Here is a 16,242-nt window from a genome sequence, read left to right on the forward strand (position 1 = left end):
ATGCTGGTTATATTTACGGTATTCAGACTCATTCTGCGCTTTACCAATCACATGAAATTACAAAACAGCAAGATCAGGATCAGGTTGATTTATGCCTTATTCGTACTCATAGTCATCGCTTTAGGCCTCCTTTCCAGAAAAACAACCCTGGTACCGCTCATCGTTGGCGATGCACTTTATGCGGTAATGATGTTCCTGATCATTTGCTTTCTGTTTATCCGGTTCAGCTTTAGAAATATCGCATTGATCAGTTTATCGATATGTTATCTTATCGAATTTGGACAGCTTTATACTGCGCTATGGATGGAGCAGATCAGAAATACGACACCTGGAGCATTGGTACTTGGCCGTGGCTTTCTCTGGAGCGACATGGCTGCTTATACGGCAGGAACCGCCATATGCTTGTTTGTATTTTACAAAGTCAGGCCATTGAATGCACTTAGGTTCCAGGACTAACAGTATTTATTAAGTTTTTAGGAGCACAAAAAAAGCGCATTTTTCAATGCGCTTTTTCCTATTCTTCAATTGGTATAAACTTATTCCATTAGCATAACCTTATGCTACTAGCATAAACTCCAGTCTTTATTCAAAAACTCATCCTCACCAGGTTTCCGGTTTTTATAAGTAATCGCTTCCGGGATCGATGTTTTAGGGATATGAACATGTACGATGGTATTCTCTTTAATGTCATCCAGCTGGCCTAAAACACTTTCCAGCGCATCCATATCAGCGACTTCAAATCCTTGTCCGCCAAAAACATCAACCAGTTTTGCATACTTCCATGGATGCATTTCGTTATAGGCATAAACCTCATTTAGATCCGGTAAACTATAGTCGATTTTGTCTTTACCACGGAAAGGGTTCGGGTTTACCAATAGTTGTTCAATACCATAAATCTCATTATCCAGCACAAAAACAATGGTATTGTGCTTCAATTTGTTTTGAGTAGATATCGCCTGACAGGTCTCCTGAAAAGCGCCATCTCCCACAAACACAACGGCTCGTTTATCTGGCCTTGCACATTTCACACCCGTGGCCGCAGGCACTGAATAGCCGATCGATAACCAGGAAGCCTGTGCAACAAAGCCATTTGCTTCGGCAATATGAATGCCCTGACAGCCCAATAAAGGGAAGCCCGCATCTGCCACCACAATATGGCTGCTGTTGATAAAATCGTTCATTCTGACAAAGAAACGGTCATAGGTAATCTCTTCTTTTTCCGGTTTCGTTTCCGCAATATCCGCCAGGAAAAAAGAATCAGACAACAGCGCCGGCCCATACATCTGATAGGCTTCAAATTTCACTTTCGTCAGCTCTTCTTTCAAATGGTATATAAAGTCCTTGAGCGATACGTTTGGCTCATAAGATGGCCCGATTCTTACCCCGCTGTGATTTGCGAGCACCGTATCATCTTTCCATACATCAAAGCCACCCAGATTTTTCCCTGTCGTCCATACCCCAAGTCCGATTTTTACTTCTGCCTTTTCAAACCGCTCTTTCACATCCTTTGGAGAAGCATTCCCATTAAAAACACCTTTAAACTTGGGATGGTCTTCAGAAACAATTGATTTCCCCAGGATTGAGGTTACAAATTCAGTATCTGTCGCTTCAATTAATTCCAGGAATTCTTTTTGCAGGCCATAACGCTGGATCTCAATCCCTCCCCAAAAGATGATCTTCTTTCCGGCCGCCAATGCCGCCACACTTTGAGCCGCTTTATGTGCGTTTTCCTTACATCCTTTAAAAGATTCTTTGATTAAAGTAGCCACAGGTGCATGGCATTTCATCCGCCATACATCCTCAAAAACCTCCAGATAAACCGGCTTTCCATACAATATACAGGCATTCAATATCGCATCTATCTTGTAAGGCGCATCTGCGGAACTGGTCACCTGTTCTGCCGCTACAGTGACATTCCGGTAGACATTGATATTGCTGTACATATCGCCCGTCATGTGTGAAGACAACATTCCCTGTGCAATATTCTTGAGTTGATCGCTATTGGTTGGTGCCCCATTGATCACCAGTACCGGGCAATGTTCCACATAAGAACCAGCTACAGAATTGAGTAAGGTAAAAGCACCTACACCATAGGTAACCGCAACAGCAGCAAAACCATTCAGCCTGGCATAAGCATCTGTACAATGGCCTGCATTGATTTCATTGGTATCATTTATGACCTGAATTTTTGCCTGTTTATCCTCCAGAATGGTATTTAAAAATGGAGCAGTATAATTACCCGCTATGCCAAACAAATGGCGGAGTCCCATTTGTTCCAATCTGATCTGCAGATATTTGGCGACAGTTATTTGTGTCTCTTCCATCTTAGCGCGGATTATTTAAACTGGCCATATCTTCATTTACTTCAAGCGCTGCGCGAATCCCCGACTCAATTGCGCCCTCGATCCAGGCATGTTTAAGCGAAGTATGTTCTCCTGCAAAATGTGCTTTTCCATTCCATTCGGTGGAGATGATATGTTTCTGCAACAAATGCAATTGGCCAGGATTGAAAATCGCGGCTTCACCATAGGCATAGGGATCACGCATCCAGCTTTGGGTAGCTGCACCAATTCTGCTACTTGCGTCTTTTTTAATTGATGAAGTAATGACGGCCAGATTGATGATCCGCTTCTGCTCCTCTTCATCGTCGCTGTGCATGATCGCCAGGTTTTTAAGGGCATAAAAGTACCGGTCATCATCATCCATAGAGTCCCAGCGGCTCGCCTCATCCGACCAGCAATAAGAGGCCAGGATGACCCCATGTTCTTCATCTGCGATATCCTGACTTGGGTAGTATACAAAGCGGTTAGAAAAGTCGGTAATGCTTCCTCCACCTACAATATGATAAGGTGCCTTTTGCCACCATTTCTCCCTGAATTCGAGCAATATTTTAGTTGCAGAATCATAATGAAGTTCCCTGATCGCCTTCCGTTTCAATTGTGAAAATCCAGGGGTAACGTATACATGTCTTAATGCCGAAAAAGGTATGGTGACAATCACTTCGTCAAACTCCAGTTCCGTAACCGGGGTTTTTAAAGCTTTGAACCCTATCTTTTCATAGAAAGCGTGATCTCTTACTGTTTCAATATCTACGCCTATTTTGATTTTACCCGTTTCCGGAATCTGCTTCAGCGAGGTCACCCTACAGTCGAAATAAGTATTGTCTTCCAGCTGATGCGCCTTGAAAAACTCGGTTGGCAACAGGTCTGAACCTCCTACAATTTCGACAAAACGGGTACTGTCTTTAATGATATTGGATTCAATAAAACTTTGAATAAAATCATAGGCCATTCTCGATTCCAGGTTTTGCAACACGCCAATCATTTCAATGGCATTGTCGGAGTACAGGGTTTGCTCTACCAAAAAGCGACGCATCGAATACTCTCCGAAACGTTCGATCAGCAATGGCCAGTTTTTCTCCGGATCCTGAGCGATAAATGCTTTCAAAGGATTCATCATATTGGCCAGTAAAACATCGGCACGCTGGTTTTCATAGAGATTCTGTTCGCTCGTCTCGAGATGATAATCCAGCAATTCATTAATGTTGGCCTTGTCTTTAAAATAGACATTCTGAACCACCCTTCTATAATTCACATACAAAAGTGAATTTCTGGTGATTTTCGGGAAGGGACTTTCAGGGTCCTTTTGGTGAGCGATGGCTTCGTCTTTATCAACGGCGAGGTAATAAAAAGGCTGCGTTTTCAGCTTCAGCTGATCAATATATTTCAATACCATTTGGTGAATGGTGGGAATACGCATCGCCCCTGCTTCCGCATAGACCTTGTCGCTTTCAAAATATTTCTTGTCCTCTGTATTTCTGAATGTTTTGATCCTCCCGCCTACCCGGGTATTCGATTCGACAATGGTCACCTGGTGACCAGCTTGTTTTAACATACTTGCGGCTACCATACCGGCCATTCCGGCACCAATGATTAAGACGTTTTTGGGGTTTCGGGTTGTTGGGATACCGTTGTCAATAAATTTCAGGTATTCCTGGATGATCGGATCATTGTCCTCATCCAGCAAACCATGCAGGTAATTTTCCATAAATCTTATGAGATTAAGAGCGTTTATAAATATGTGAGTGTTAATGCGAAATAAATATACAGAATTATTAATTAAACAAAAAAGCAAGCATCGGCTGCTACTCTAAATCATTTCGTTCTTTTTTCATGGTCACCTATTGTTAAAGGCCCTTTTTTACTGAAATTTAAAAACAGATTTCGATTCCGCAGAAAAAATGGACGTAGCAGCGTTCGGCCATAACTATCGGATAAATTATTTCTCAGCTAAACAGTGTATAATTAACAGGATTTATTTAACTTTATTTGTTCTCATTCTCTTAAAAAATTATATTTTTCATCAGATAATTACAAAATAATTACCAAGCAAGTAAAGATAAACCTATGGGATATCATGTAATTATACCTCAGTCTGCCGGAATAGCTCATCATTATGTTGAAGACATCAGAGCGTTCGCCTATATAGACGACATCACCGAAGCGGCAATAATTTATGAAGCACCTGAATCTCAATGTCCAAAGCTTCTATTGGAAGATCCTCACGCTCAGAAATATGTGAACCATCACTATAGGCTGGGGATCAAAACGGAAAATTTATTCAAAGAACAGGCAACACAGAAGAAGTTTATAATCGTGGATATCGATCAAAGCAGGGAAGGATTCAGCCAATATAAAAACGGCCTGGATGATGATGTGAAGAGAGGTGATTTTTTGATTAGAAACCCCAATACCGAAATAGAAGTCAAGTGCAGACAACTAAAGGATTTGGTCTTCTGGAACACATGAAATCCAACTCTTGATCAAGAAATTAATATCGCTTAATTTCCAATTCGACTTCCGCGTTAAACAAATCAATAAGTTCGATCAGATCAGGAAATTCATTAAACACCAGAATCCCCTTATTTTCAAGTTTAGTTCTATTGGTACCATCATCCATTCCCAGGACGCAGAAATCTCCCTTCCTGGCTAAATCAAGACCAATATCGCTGCGATCAACAACTGCACATTCAGCAGGCTCAAAGCCGATGGACCTGGCAGTATCAAAGAAAATCAGCGGATCTGAATTACTAAAGATGCGGTCTTCTCCAAAAAAAGTAAGTAAACCGGCTATCTTCAACAGATGCTCCATACTCGCTTTGGATCTGATTGAAACGACACAATAAGGTAAATCCAAGCTTATGAGTACCTCTTTCACTCCAGCCGACTGAATTAATTCATCAAGGTTAAATATGACACACTTTATTTTTGATGTTAAAGGCGAATTCTTCATGTTTTTTTTTAAAAGTTATGGCAACTGACCAAGCATCTTCCAGCTTTTGTGCCATGAACAATAAAAAACATAAACAAATGAACAGCAATTAATTACGAACAAGCATTGTACAGCACATGTCCGATACCGCACACTTGCTGTACAATGCTGAACGCCTGGCTTAATAAACGAAACATTAAAACAACAATGTCATCGAAACTCAGCTCCCGAATGGTTTAGCGTAATGATTTGAAAGCCGCACGAAGTTCCTCTGCGAACAATTGTGGTTCTTCCCATGAAGCAAAGTGACCCCCTTTTTTAACTTCGTTAAAATAGATCAGGTTCTTATAGGCACGTCCGGCCCAGCTTTTTGGTGCCTGATAGATCTCTCCCGGGAACACAGTTATCGCTGCCGGAATCGAAATGTCTACGGCATTGAAATTATTGGCATTGTTTTCCCAATAAAGCTGTGCTGAGGAAACTGCAGTATTCGTAAGCCAATACAATGAAATGTCGTCGAGTATTTCATCTCTCGTTAAGGATTTTTCAGCATCTCCGCCACTATAAGTCCATTCGTTCATTTTGTCGTAGAAAAAAGCAGCCAGACCTGCAGGGGAATCTGATAACCCATAACCCAGGGTCTGTGGGCGTGTGACCATCATTCCGGCATATCCTCCACCTTTGGTATATAAATGATTTAGAGATTTGAAGGCTTTTTGCTCCTCACCGGATAAACCTTCCGGTGCCGGCTCCCCATTTTTCAATGCTTTGGCAATCTCTGCAGGTACTGTGGCCGGCATGTTGACATGGATCCCCAGTAAACCTTCCGGTTTTTGAAACGCCATTTTATCCGCAACAACCGAACCCCAATCTCCACCTTGCGATACATAGCGCTTGTAGCCCAGACGTTTCATCAACACATCCCATGCCCTTGCAATATGATCCGCATCCCAGCCAGTAGCAGTCGGTTTACCAGAAAAACCATAACCTGGCATCGAAGGCAGCACCAGATCAAAAGCATCTTCTGCCTTTCCACCAAAAGCTGTTGGATCAGTTAAAGGGCCAACAATTTTCAGCAGTTCAAAGATAGAGCCAGGCCAGCCATGAGTAATGATCAGCGGCATGGCATTTGGATGTTTAGAGCGAATGTGCACAAACTGGATATCCAGACCATCAATAGTGGTTATAAACTGTGGTAATGCATTCAGTTTGGCCTCCGCTTTCCTCCAGTCATACTCCTGTCCCCAATAAGCCACCAGTTTCTGAAACTTCTCCAGTTTTACACCCTGACTCTGATCGCTTACGGTTTCTTTGTCCGGCCATCTGGTGGCCAGGATGCGCTGGCGGAGGTCTTTTATTGCCCCTTCCGAAACTTCAATATGAAATGGACGAATGAAGGTTGATGTTTTGGCCTCAGTTCCGCTTTGTGCGAAACCGGATGTTCCAAATAGCGTTACTCCAGCGGTAATAATCAGGCTAGCCAGGATAGATTTGTTATTTTTCATTGTTTTAGCTTTTAGGGTTTGTAATTGTTTTGATTACTAATCCAAAAGTACCCGCTGCTTCATCTTTAACCGACCAGCAAATGGCTAAGTTAGACTAAGCAAATGCTGAGTCAGACATTTTGGGCCTTGAATTTAACGGACAATAAAAAACCCATGTCCACAGTTAAACTGCAAACATGGGCTCAGAAAAATGATTGCTGCTGGTGGTTATTTCGGCTGTTGCTGTGTTACACAGTGAACCATTCCGCCATTGGCGAATAAGTTGCGGCAATCGATACCGATCACCTGTCTTCCAGGATAAAGCTGCTGAATAATACCATTGGCAACGGCATCATTCGGATCGTTATAGTTCGGCACAAGCACTACATTATTTCCAATATAATAGTTAACATAAGAACCTTTCCCTACGTTTTTACCATACTTCGTGATCACATTATTTCTGGTCAATGGAACTTTCACAAAGTTATAAGGCGCAGCATTCTTATTTGCGGCAGCATATAGCGTATTGATATCGTTCTGAGGCACCTGCCAATAAGCTAAATCGTCTTCAGACATGGTTACGATGCTTGAACTGTTGGCAAATCTCGCAAAACCGTCGATGTGCATATCTGTGATGTCAAGACCCGCTTTTCCCGCTAACCAGATGAATTTAGTTACACCCAGATACTTCGTGAATATGGCTTCCGCCTGTTGCTGCGTCATTCCCGGATTCCGGTTCTCATTTAATATGGAGCTTTTGCAGGCCATTAACACGCCGTTCCCATCAATCTCCACACTTCCCCCTTCGTTGATCATCACGTTGTTAAGGTCTATTCTCTGCGTATTTCTATCCAGTGCTATTTTCGAAGGCACTTTATCACAGCTTTCATAGCCTGCTTTTCTGCCCCAACCGTTAAAGCCCCAATCCTGGATTAACAACTTTCCGTTTTTGTCCTTTACATAGATCGGGCCATTGTCACGCACCCATACATCATCTGTCGGGCTGATCACAAAGTCTACATTTGCAAGTGGGACCTGGAAACTGCTCAGCAGCTCGGTCACCCTTAGCTTTTCGGTTTGATCGTAGACGACAAGGTGGACCTTTTCGCCCTGCACCAGTGCTTTGGTCATCGCTACCCAGGTCTCATCCAGGCGATTTCGATAAGTTCTGCCATACTGATATTCGTGTGGCCATTGTAACCAGGTACCTTCATGGGGAGCAGACTCCTCCGGCATACTGTACAATACAGTAGAATCGGCGGTAGAACCGGGCCCGATATCTGTACCATTCTCTGCACCTTCCTTGGCACAGGATAAAAATAATGTTGTTAAGATCATTAGTGAAACTGACATTTTGTTCATGATTGATGTTTAAGATTTGACACTGCAAAACTATCAAGACCAAAACACGAACTATTGTCCAAAATTGACAATCGTATCTTTCAGCTCAATGGCAGGTAGATATAGGTCAGCTGTTCGGCCGCTGAGCTCGTATTGCCCGGATGTTTGATGTATTTTTCGATCACAGGCGCAGGCCCGAATTCAAGTACGGTTCCCAAAATCCAGCCTGAATAGATCTTTGTATAGGTTTCTTCGATCGTTTCGTATGCCCCCAAATGGGTAAACTGCGCATACTTCCCTCCTCCTATTGTTTTTGCAGGCAGACGCGTATGCTTTGCCTGCATCGAAGAACAGGTATCATATCTGCACTTCAGGTTCTCCCGTATCAAAGGCTCATCGGCAATGATCCCATAAAATTCATTCCCATATTCCGGAAATTCATTTTGCATAAACTTATCCCATAATGCTTCTACTTCTTCATCTACATAGCTGATAAAAGCAGTTCCATAATAGACGGTTACCGGGCGGAGATAGACAATTTCCGGTTTCAGCACTGCTGATGCTTCCACTGGAAAAATTTCAGCTTTAGCTAACAATGGGCTCTTTTGAAGTTTAGCTTCTGTTGGAGCGATACCAAAATGTTGTTTAAAAGCCTTTGAGAATGAAGCAAGATTTGCAAATCCTACTTTTAGCGCAATAACTGAAATATTATCACTGGTATAAAGCATCATCTTATAGGCGTTCTCTACCCTCAGCCTTTTCTGATAAGCACCTACCGTTTCTCCGCAGGTATATTTAAATATCCGCTGAATATTCCTGTAGGAATAATGAGATACCTCCTCCAGCTCCTCAATGGAAATCACCTGGTCGTAGTTTTTTTCAATAAGACTAATGGTATTATAAACACAGTTCAGGTTTGCAGAGGTCTCGTTTTTCATTTTTTCATACCGCCCAATAGGTGAATGGAACTTCCGATCAAAACCTATGCCTCTTTTCATTGTGCGGTCTGACGGGTCAATCTGTCCACTTCAAGGCTAAACGCATTGAACCAGGTCATTGTAACGACTAGTTTTAACGTCAGGTGCAAAATAGCACTTACCTAAAAATAAGGCCATGAAAAATCTCCAGACTGTGATCAGAAAACAATTGCTAGCCGCGCTGATGACTTTTGCATCCACAATTTCCATTGCAACGGCCAGGTTCGAGCAAAATCCCCAAAGTTGTGGAATGATCGTGATGAGCATTAAAAAAAATAAAGAATCTGGTTAAATGGCCGTAAGGAACCGATCAAAGGCTTTTGAATTTTCAGATAGCGAGATGTCCGGTTGAGACCTGACACTGTCTGCTTCAACCCGGTATTGGTTTCTCTCCGGCATCCTGAAAGGTAGTTTTGTTTCAGCAAATGATTAAAAAAGATTACAGAATTATAAAAATAGAGAACCATGGAATATCACCCAAACTTAGGCCGCCGTCGCTTTCTGAGCATCGCGTCCATCACTTTTGCAGCTGCCGGACTTGGCAATACCAGCATTTTAAAAGCTGCCCGGACAGAAACCAAAGCGACCTTAAACAGAAATGGAATTCAAGCGCTGCCCCGCTTTGACAAGATCAAACAGGTAAAAGCAGGTATACTTGATATAGGCTACGCCGAAGTTGGACCTCAGAGCGGTCGTACCGTTATTCTGCTTCATGGCTGGCCATACGACATCCATAGTTTTACTGAATCTGCAGCTATATTGGCAACAAAGGGTTTCAGGGTCATTGTACCACACCTGCGTGGCCATGGCAGTACCACATTCCTGTCTTCAGAAAGCCCCCGCAACGGTCAGCAATCTGCCTTAGCACTGGATGTGATTGCATTGATGGACGCCTTAAAAATCAGTAAAGCCATTATCGGAGGTTTTGACTGGGGAGCTCGCACGGCCTGTATTGTGGCCGCCCTATGGCCGGAACGTGTTCAAGCGCTGGTATCCGTAAGTGGTTATCTGATTGGCAGCCAAAAGGCCAACGAGATGCCGTTATCGCCTAAAGCAGAACAAGCCTGGTGGTACCAGTTCTATTTTGCTACCGAGCGTGGTCGTATGGGTTATGAAGCGAACTGGCATGATTTTGCAAAGTTAATCTGGCAAACTGCTTCGCCGAAATGGCAATTTGAAGATGCCATATTTGAACGTTCAGCGGCATCACTCGACCATCCGGACCATGTAGCAATTGTGATCCATAATTACCGCTGGCGACTAGGCCTTGCGGAAGGAGAACCGCAATACGATGTGCTTGAAAAACAACTGGCCACTGCTCCTGTCATCAATGTTCCTGCAATCACGCTTGAAGGAGATGCCAATGCTGCCCCACATCCGAATCCCTCCGCTTATGCGCTAAAGTTCAAAGCCCGGTATAGTCATCGTAACCTTAGTGGAGGTATTGGACATAACCTTCCGCAGGAAGCTCCGCAAGCCTTTGCCGATGCCATCATTGAAGTTTCAAACTGGACAAAATAATCAAATCAAACTCATAAATTTTAAATACAATGGAATCTCAAACAGTAATCACTGCAGCTGGTGCTGCAACAATCAGTAAAGTTTTATACACCGGAAAAGTACTTGTTACCGGAGGTCGTGAAGGAGCAGCAAAAAGCTCAGATGGCCGTTTGGAAATCAGCCTTTCCAGTCCGGGAACCTCAGGCATAGGTACCAACCCCGAGCAGTTGTTTGCTGCAGGATGGTCTGCCTGTTTCATCGGGGCAATGAAGCTCAATGCTTCCAGATTACAAATATCACTACCTGTGGAAACCTCGGTGAATGCAGAGGTAGATCTGGCAAGTGGCGACGAAGGTTATGCCCTTCAGGCAAGGCTAGAGGTCAATCTGCCTGGACTCACAGCAGAACAAGCCAGAACAGTTGTTGAAGCCGCTCATCAAACCTGCCCCTATTCAAAAGCCACACGTGGAAATATTGGTGTAGCGATCAGTGTTACGATTTAATCGCCATTCCGTAAAACAGCAAAGAGAACCCCGACCATCGTCGGCTTCTCTTTGCTGCTCAGACCTGACCTAAACTGCTTATTCAGTCCTGACCCTCGTACGATCAAAATATTTATCAATACATTAGATGAAACTAATTTTCAAACCTGACATTGAACTAAACCACCTCATTATTGATGAAGAAAACAGGCTTTAAGATTTCTCATACCATCATCTGGACCAGTTCAATCGTCCTCGGACTGCTGTCTTCCGTACCACAACTGGCCTCACGTCAGTTTAACGGCTTAGAAGCGGCTGTTAATGCCGGCATCACTGCGGTCTTTGCGGTGATGATGTGGTATTTCAATATTTACATGCTTTCAGGCAATGGCGACAAAGCCCGTAAGCAAACTATCTCCTACGGAAAACTCCTCAAATCTTTACTTTTTGGACTGGTCATCATGTTAGGACTGGCTTATCTGCAGCAGCTTATTCTTTCCCATATTGATTTCGGACCGGTCATGCTCATGGTGGAGGTTCGGGGAATCCTGATCAACCTTGTGTTTTACATGTTCCTGAACCTGCTTCAGCAGAACTATGAGAACCAGCATGTAAATATGGAACTGGAGCGTACCAGAAATGATAACCTGGGTGCACAATATGAGTTGCTCAAGCAGCAGGTCAATCCTCATTTTCTATTCAACAGCCTGAATACCTTAAAAGCAATGGTAGAAACCGGGGATCAGCAATCCGTGGATTTTATCCTGAAACTTTCCAATTTCTACCGCTATACCCTGGAAAGCCGCAAGCTGGATCTGATCCATGTCAAAGAAGAAATGGAAATCCTTGAGGCTTACCTCTTTTTACAAAAGGCCAGATTCGACGAAGGCTTTACATTCAATAGCACACTGGACAGCAAAGCATTAGAGACACTCATCCCTCCTTTTACTTTACAACTATTGGTAGAAAACTGCCTCAAGCACAATATTGTTTCCCTGCAAAGACCCCTGAAAATCAGGCTATACCAGGAAGGCGAAAAGATCGTAGTAGAAAACCAGATACAGCTAAAAACCGGTGAGGCAGGTTCGCTCGGCGTAGGCCTGAAAAACATAGAACTCAGGTATAGCCATTTGTTGGACAAACAGGTAGAGATCATCAACGACAGCATCACATTCCAAATTAAACTCCCCATCATCTATGAACATCATCATCATTGAGGATGAGCTAAGAACAGCAAAATCTCTCGAAAATATCATCCGGGAAATCAGGCCGGAAGCCAAAATCACCGGCCCCTACCAAAGTATAGAAGCATCGGTTTCGGCGTTATCAGAAGGCATTCAACCCGATTTGATTTTTATGGACATCCAATTGGCCGATGGTCTCGGCTTTGAAATATTCAAATCTGTAAAAATCACCTGCCCGATAGTATTCTGTACCGCCTTCGACGAATATTCACTCGAAGCTTTTAAGGCCAATGGAGTGGATTATGTACTCAAGCCCTTCTCCAAAGAAGACATTGCCGGTTCTTTTAAAAAGGTCGATGAGCTGAAAAATTTCTTCCAGCAAAAGCAAATTCCGGATTTGGCAGAAATGCTGATCAACATTGTTCAACCTACAGAAAAAACAAGTTTTCTGGTATTCAAGCATCAGAAATATACCACGGTACAAATTGAACAGATTGCATTTTTTTATATCCGCAACGATTCCACGTCCATCATGTGTTTTGACGGACAGGAGTTTGCACTGAACCAGGCCCTGGATCAGGTTGCTGCTGCAGTTTCCTCAAAACAGTTCTTCAGGGTAAACCGCCAGTACCTGGTCAACTTTAAGGCAATCAAGGAAGTGGAGCATTATTTTTTACGCAAATTGTATGTTAAGCTGCTGATTGAAACGCCAGACAAGTTGCTCATCAATAAGGAAAAGTCGCAGCTATTTCTCGCCTGGATGGAAAACCGGTAGGTAAAAAAATCAAAAGTTATGAAACCAATCCAGATTTCGATGATAGCTGCGCTGCTTGCGCTCCTATTGTTCAGCGCGATTTTAGCCAGCAGAAGCATTGCTTCAAAATCATCAATAGAAAGAACCATTAAAGGAGATGGCTTTGCCGTTCTTGAACTGTTTACCTCCGAAGGTTGCTCGAGCTGCCCGCCGGCAAACGAGCTTTTGGCTAAAGTCCAGAAAGAAGCAGGCAACAGACCGGTATATGTTTTGACCTATCATGTTGATTACTGGGACCGTTTAGGATGGAAAGATACCTTCAGCAATGCTGATTATTCGAAACGCCAGTATCAGTATGCCAGCAAACTCAACGCCCAGGTTTATACCCCGCAACTGGTGGTTAATGGCAAAACTGAATTTGTAGGTTCCAACGAATCCGCAACAGACTATGCGATCAACAGCGCCTTAAAAGGCAGTCCAAAGTCCTCCGTAAACCTACATGGAAGTCTGCAATCCGGTAAAATGGCAATAGACTATCAGGTAACAGGAGATACTGACAACGATGAACTCGTGATTGCAGTAGTACAAAAAAACGCGATCAGCAGGGTAAAGCGTGGAGAAAACGAGGGACGAACATTAGCGCATGCGCAGATCGTCAGACAGCTTTATTCATTTGATTTGGAAAGCGCTAAAAAGGGCCAGGTCAACATTTCGCTTTCCAAAGATTTCAATACCGATGGATGGGAACTGATCGGCTTCCTTCAGAATCCCAAAACAAGGGCTATCAATGCTGCGACCAAAGTTATCTTTTAAGAATTGACACATTATTCTCTATCCATTTGTATAAAAAATGCCCCGTTCAGCGATGAACGGGGCATAAATAAAGATACCTTTTATGATATAGATTAGTTCAAATCAAACCTGTCCAGGTTCATCACTTTATCCCAGGCTTTCACAAAATCTTTTGCAAATTTACCCTGAGCATCCGAACTTGCATAGACTTCAGCAATTGCTCTTAGTTCCGAATTGGAACCAAAAACAAGATCGGCACGGGTACCGGTCCATTTTACTTCACCAGTATTTCTGTCACGACCTTCATAAACTTCCTTATCCGCGGCTACCGCTTTCCATACCGTGTTCATGTCCAGCAGGTTTACAAAGAAATCGTTGGTTAGCTGACCAGGGCGTGAAGTGAAAACACCATTTTTAGAACCATCAAAATTGGCATTCAATACACGTAAGCCACCCAGCAACACCGTTAATTCTGGTGCGGTAAGTGTAAGTAAATGCGCTTTATCTATTAATAGCTCTTCAGTAGACACCGGGATTTTTGATTTGCGGTAGTTCCGGAAACCATCAGCCGCAGGCTCCAGATAGCCAAATGATTCAACATCAGTTTGTTCCTGCGAAGCATCCATACGACCAGGCGTAAAAGGAACCGTAATGGCATGTCCTGCATCTTTCGCCGCTTTTTCTACACCTGCAGCACCAGCAAGTACGATCAGATCCGCGAGCGAAACTTTTTTACCACCGGTCTGTGCCCCGTTAAAATCATTTTGAATGCCTTCCAATACGCTCAATACATTGTGTAATTGTGAATTGTTATTTACCTGCCAGTATTTTTGTGGAGCAAGGCGGATACGTGCCCCATTGGCACCACCGCGTTTGTCAGAACCACGGAAGGTAGAAGCCGAAGCCCATGCCGTAGAAACCAGTTCAGAAACGTTAAAACCAGACTCCAATACTTTTGCTTTCAATGCAGTAATGTCATTTTCATCAATCAGGGCATGGTCGACCGCAGGAATTGGATCCTGCCACAGCAATACTTCCTGTGGTACCTCAGCACCCAGGTAACGTTCGCGTGGTCCCATATCCCTGTGCGTCAATTTAAACCATGCACGCGCAAAAGCGTCTGCAAAAGCATCCTGGTTTTCCAGAAAGCGACGTGATATTTTTTCATAAGCCGGATCAAATCTTAGAGAAAGATCGGTCGTAAGCATGGTTGGAAGATGTTTTTTTGAATCATCAAAAGCATCAGGAATGAAAGCTTCTGCATTTTTAGCTACCCATTGGTGGGCACCAGCAGGGCTTTTAGACAATTCCCATTCAAAACCAAACAGGTTTTCAAAGAAATTATTACTCCATTGCGTAGGCGTTTTTGTCCAGATTACTTCCAGTCCGCTGGTAATCGCATCTGCACCTTTGCCCGAGCCATGGCTGTTGCTCCAGCCTAAACCCTGCATTTCCAGATCTACCGCTTCCGGCTCTTTGCCAACATTGTCAGCAGAGGCCGCGCCATGGGTTTTGCCAAAGCTATGACCACCTGCGATTAGTGCTACCGTTTCCTCGTCGTCCATCGCCATGCGGCCAAATGTATCGCGGATATCTTTGGCGGCAGCAATAGGATCTGGATTGCCATCCGGACCTTCTGGATTTACATAAATCAAGCCCATCTGTACTGCCGCAAGTGGTTTTTCCAGGTTTCGGGAATGGGCATCACCATTCGCTTTATCATCTGTTACCAGTACCCCATCACCTTCTACACCGGGTGATCCATGCGCATAACGCAAATCGCCACCCAGCCAGGTTGCTTCAGAACCCCAATACACAGATTCATCTGCTTCCCATACATCTTCACGTCCACCGGCAAAACCAAAAGTCTCGAAACCCATAGATTCCAATGACACGTTACCCGCAAGGATCATCAGATCGGCCCAGGAAATACTACGGCCATATTTTTGTTTAATCGGCCAAAGCAATCTGCGTGCTTTATCCAGGCTGACGTTATCAGGCCAGCTGTTCAGCGGTGCAAAACGTTGCAAACCTGCACCCGCTCCGCCCCGTCCGTCACCTACACGATAGGTTCCTGCACTGTGCCATGCCATACGTATAAATAAACCGCCATAGTGACCAAAGTCTGCCGGCCACCAATCCTGAGAATCGGTCATCAGTGCATTAAGGTCTGTTTTTACCGCTGCTAGATCAAGGCTATTAAAAGCTTTGGCATAATTAAAATCTTCACCCATCGGGTCTGACAAAGAGGAATGCTGACGCAGGATACTCAGCTTTAACTGGTTAGGCCACCAATCGTTGTTCCGCGTGCCGCCACCTCCAACATTGTGCTTCATAGTGCCATTATGAAAGGGGCATTTACTGATGTCATTTGATTCTCTTTCCATATCTTAATTTATATAATGATTTTTATTTAGGTGTCGCTAATTGTCAGGCATTATAAATTTATGATATTGA

Annotated in this window: 15 protein-coding genes; 8 read left to right on the forward strand and 7 right to left on the reverse strand. The window is 43.6% G+C overall.

Translation table 11 applies throughout. The features are described 5' to 3' along the window. Positions 1-456, forward strand: coding sequence for a ribosomal maturation YjgA family protein (locus BLQ87_RS12775; RefSeq protein ID WP_245723849.1), 456 nt, complete (start codon positions 1-3; stop codon positions 454-456). A gap of 107 nt (positions 457-563) precedes the next feature. Here BLQ87_RS12775 and BLQ87_RS12780 read toward each other — a convergent pair whose 3' ends face one another. Both BLQ87_RS12780 and BLQ87_RS12785 read right to left on the reverse strand, forming a co-directional pair. Further along, positions 564-2,324, reverse strand: coding sequence for an alpha-keto acid decarboxylase family protein (locus tag BLQ87_RS12780; protein WP_074607207.1), 1,761 nt, complete (start codon positions 2,322-2,324; stop codon positions 564-566). A 1-nt stretch (position 2,325) separates the two neighbouring features. Continuing rightward, on the reverse strand, positions 2,326-4,047 hold the full coding sequence (locus BLQ87_RS12785; RefSeq protein ID WP_074607209.1) for a flavin monoamine oxidase family protein: 1,722 nt from the start codon (positions 4,045-4,047) through the stop codon (positions 2,326-2,328). A gap of 359 nt (positions 4,048-4,406) precedes the next feature. Between BLQ87_RS12785 and BLQ87_RS12790 the strand changes: the two genes are divergently transcribed. Further along, positions 4,407-4,808 (forward strand): hypothetical protein, encoded by a 402-nt coding sequence (locus BLQ87_RS12790; protein ID WP_074607211.1) that lies wholly within the window; start codon positions 4,407-4,409, stop codon positions 4,806-4,808. Between the two features lie 22 nt (positions 4,809-4,830). Here BLQ87_RS12790 and BLQ87_RS12795 read toward each other — a convergent pair whose 3' ends face one another. The 4 genes from BLQ87_RS12795 to BLQ87_RS12810 all read right to left on the reverse strand — a co-directional run bounded on the left by BLQ87_RS12795 (position 4,831) and on the right by BLQ87_RS12810 (position 9,034). After that, positions 4,831-5,151 carry an HAD family hydrolase gene (locus BLQ87_RS12795; RefSeq protein ID WP_074607213.1) on the reverse strand — a complete coding sequence of 107 codons (321 nt, stop codon included), beginning with the start codon at positions 5,149-5,151 and terminating at the stop codon, positions 4,831-4,833. 356 nt (positions 5,152-5,507) lie between these two features. Then, the gene (locus tag BLQ87_RS12800) at positions 5,508-6,776 is read right to left on the reverse strand and encodes an epoxide hydrolase family protein (protein ID WP_074607215.1); all 1,269 of its coding nucleotides are present in this window, start codon (positions 6,774-6,776) and stop codon (positions 5,508-5,510) included. 207 nt (positions 6,777-6,983) lie between these two features. After that, positions 6,984-8,108, reverse strand: a complete 1,125-nt coding sequence (locus tag BLQ87_RS12805; RefSeq protein ID WP_245723850.1) for an agmatine deiminase family protein — start codon at positions 8,106-8,108, stop codon at positions 6,984-6,986. Positions 8,109-8,197: 89 nt separating this feature from the next. After that, positions 8,198-9,034: an AraC family transcriptional regulator gene (locus tag BLQ87_RS12810; protein ID WP_074607875.1), complete on the reverse strand. Its 837-nt coding sequence runs from the start codon at positions 9,032-9,034 to the stop codon at positions 8,198-8,200. Between the two features lie 175 nt (positions 9,035-9,209). Between BLQ87_RS12810 and BLQ87_RS33760 the strand changes: the two genes are divergently transcribed. From BLQ87_RS33760 to BLQ87_RS12845, 6 genes are all read left to right on the forward strand, one after another. Continuing rightward, complete coding sequence (locus BLQ87_RS33760) at positions 9,210-9,365, forward strand: hypothetical protein (RefSeq protein ID WP_172664900.1); 156 nt, start codon at positions 9,210-9,212, stop codon at positions 9,363-9,365. A 173-nt stretch (positions 9,366-9,538) separates the two neighbouring features. Then, a complete protein-coding gene (locus tag BLQ87_RS12825) occupies positions 9,539-10,594 on the forward strand; it encodes an alpha/beta fold hydrolase (protein WP_074607225.1) in 1,056 nt (351 codons plus the stop codon). A 29-nt stretch (positions 10,595-10,623) separates the two neighbouring features. Then, positions 10,624-11,076: an organic hydroperoxide resistance protein gene (locus BLQ87_RS12830; RefSeq protein ID WP_074607227.1), complete on the forward strand. Its 453-nt coding sequence runs from the start codon at positions 10,624-10,626 to the stop codon at positions 11,074-11,076. 176 nt (positions 11,077-11,252) lie between these two features. Beyond that, the gene (locus BLQ87_RS12835) at positions 11,253-12,272 is read left to right on the forward strand and encodes a sensor histidine kinase (RefSeq protein ID WP_074607230.1); all 1,020 of its coding nucleotides are present in this window, start codon (positions 11,253-11,255) and stop codon (positions 12,270-12,272) included. Beyond that, positions 12,253-13,014, forward strand: a complete 762-nt coding sequence (locus BLQ87_RS12840) for a LytR/AlgR family response regulator transcription factor (RefSeq protein WP_074607233.1) — start codon at positions 12,253-12,255, stop codon at positions 13,012-13,014. Before BLQ87_RS12835 ends, BLQ87_RS12840 begins: the two co-directional genes overlap by 20 nt. A gap of 18 nt (positions 13,015-13,032) precedes the next feature. Then, entirely contained in the window at positions 13,033-13,806 is a 774-nt protein-coding gene (locus BLQ87_RS12845) for a DUF1223 domain-containing protein (protein ID WP_074607236.1), read from the forward strand. A gap of 92 nt (positions 13,807-13,898) precedes the next feature. Here BLQ87_RS12845 and katG read toward each other — a convergent pair whose 3' ends face one another. Next, complete coding sequence (gene katG / locus BLQ87_RS12850; RefSeq protein WP_074607238.1) at positions 13,899-16,172, reverse strand: catalase/peroxidase HPI; 2,274 nt, start codon at positions 16,170-16,172, stop codon at positions 13,899-13,901. Positions 16,173-16,242: the final 70 nt, after the last annotated feature.

Origin of the sequence: Pedobacter steynii (assembly GCF_900103665.1) — a bacterium.
In the GTDB taxonomy this organism is placed as follows: Bacteria; Bacteroidota; Bacteroidia; order Sphingobacteriales; family Sphingobacteriaceae; genus Pedobacter; species Pedobacter steynii.

Excerpts from the sequence above, each read along its gene's own strand:
- BLQ87_RS12835 (WP_074607230.1), top strand. The coding sequence starts at position 11,253 with ATGAAGAAAACAGGCTTTAAGATTTCTCATACCATCATCTGGACCAGT.
- BLQ87_RS12845 (WP_074607236.1), top strand. The coding sequence starts at position 13,033 with ATGAAACCAATCCAGATTTCGATGATAGCTGCGCTGCTTGCGCTCCTA.
- BLQ87_RS12800 (WP_074607215.1), bottom strand. The coding sequence starts at position 6,776 with ATGAAAAATAACAAATCTATCCTGGCTAGCCTGATTATTACCGCTGGA.
- BLQ87_RS12795 (WP_074607213.1), bottom strand. The coding sequence starts at position 5,151 with ATGGAGCATCTGTTGAAGATAGCCGGTTTACTTACTTTTTTTGGAGAA.
- katG (WP_074607238.1), bottom strand. The coding sequence starts at position 16,172 with ATGGAAAGAGAATCAAATGACATCAGTAAATGCCCCTTTCATAATGGC.
- BLQ87_RS33760 (WP_172664900.1), top strand. The coding sequence starts at position 9,210 with ATGAAAAATCTCCAGACTGTGATCAGAAAACAATTGCTAGCCGCGCTG.
- BLQ87_RS12810 (WP_074607875.1), bottom strand. The coding sequence starts at position 9,034 with ATGAAAAACGAGACCTCTGCAAACCTGAACTGTGTTTATAATACCATT.
- BLQ87_RS12825 (WP_074607225.1), top strand. The coding sequence starts at position 9,539 with ATGGAATATCACCCAAACTTAGGCCGCCGTCGCTTTCTGAGCATCGCG.
- BLQ87_RS12830 (WP_074607227.1), top strand. The coding sequence starts at position 10,624 with ATGGAATCTCAAACAGTAATCACTGCAGCTGGTGCTGCAACAATCAGT.
- BLQ87_RS12840 (WP_074607233.1), top strand. The coding sequence starts at position 12,253 with ATGAACATCATCATCATTGAGGATGAGCTAAGAACAGCAAAATCTCTC.
- BLQ87_RS12775 (WP_245723849.1), top strand. The coding sequence starts at position 1 with ATGCTGGTTATATTTACGGTATTCAGACTCATTCTGCGCTTTACCAAT.
- BLQ87_RS12780 (WP_074607207.1), bottom strand. The coding sequence starts at position 2,324 with ATGGAAGAGACACAAATAACTGTCGCCAAATATCTGCAGATCAGATTG.
- BLQ87_RS12805 (WP_245723850.1), bottom strand. The coding sequence starts at position 8,108 with ATGTCAGTTTCACTAATGATCTTAACAACATTATTTTTATCCTGTGCC.
- BLQ87_RS12790 (WP_074607211.1), top strand. The coding sequence starts at position 4,407 with ATGGGATATCATGTAATTATACCTCAGTCTGCCGGAATAGCTCATCAT.
- BLQ87_RS12785 (WP_074607209.1), bottom strand. The coding sequence starts at position 4,047 with ATGGAAAATTACCTGCATGGTTTGCTGGATGAGGACAATGATCCGATC.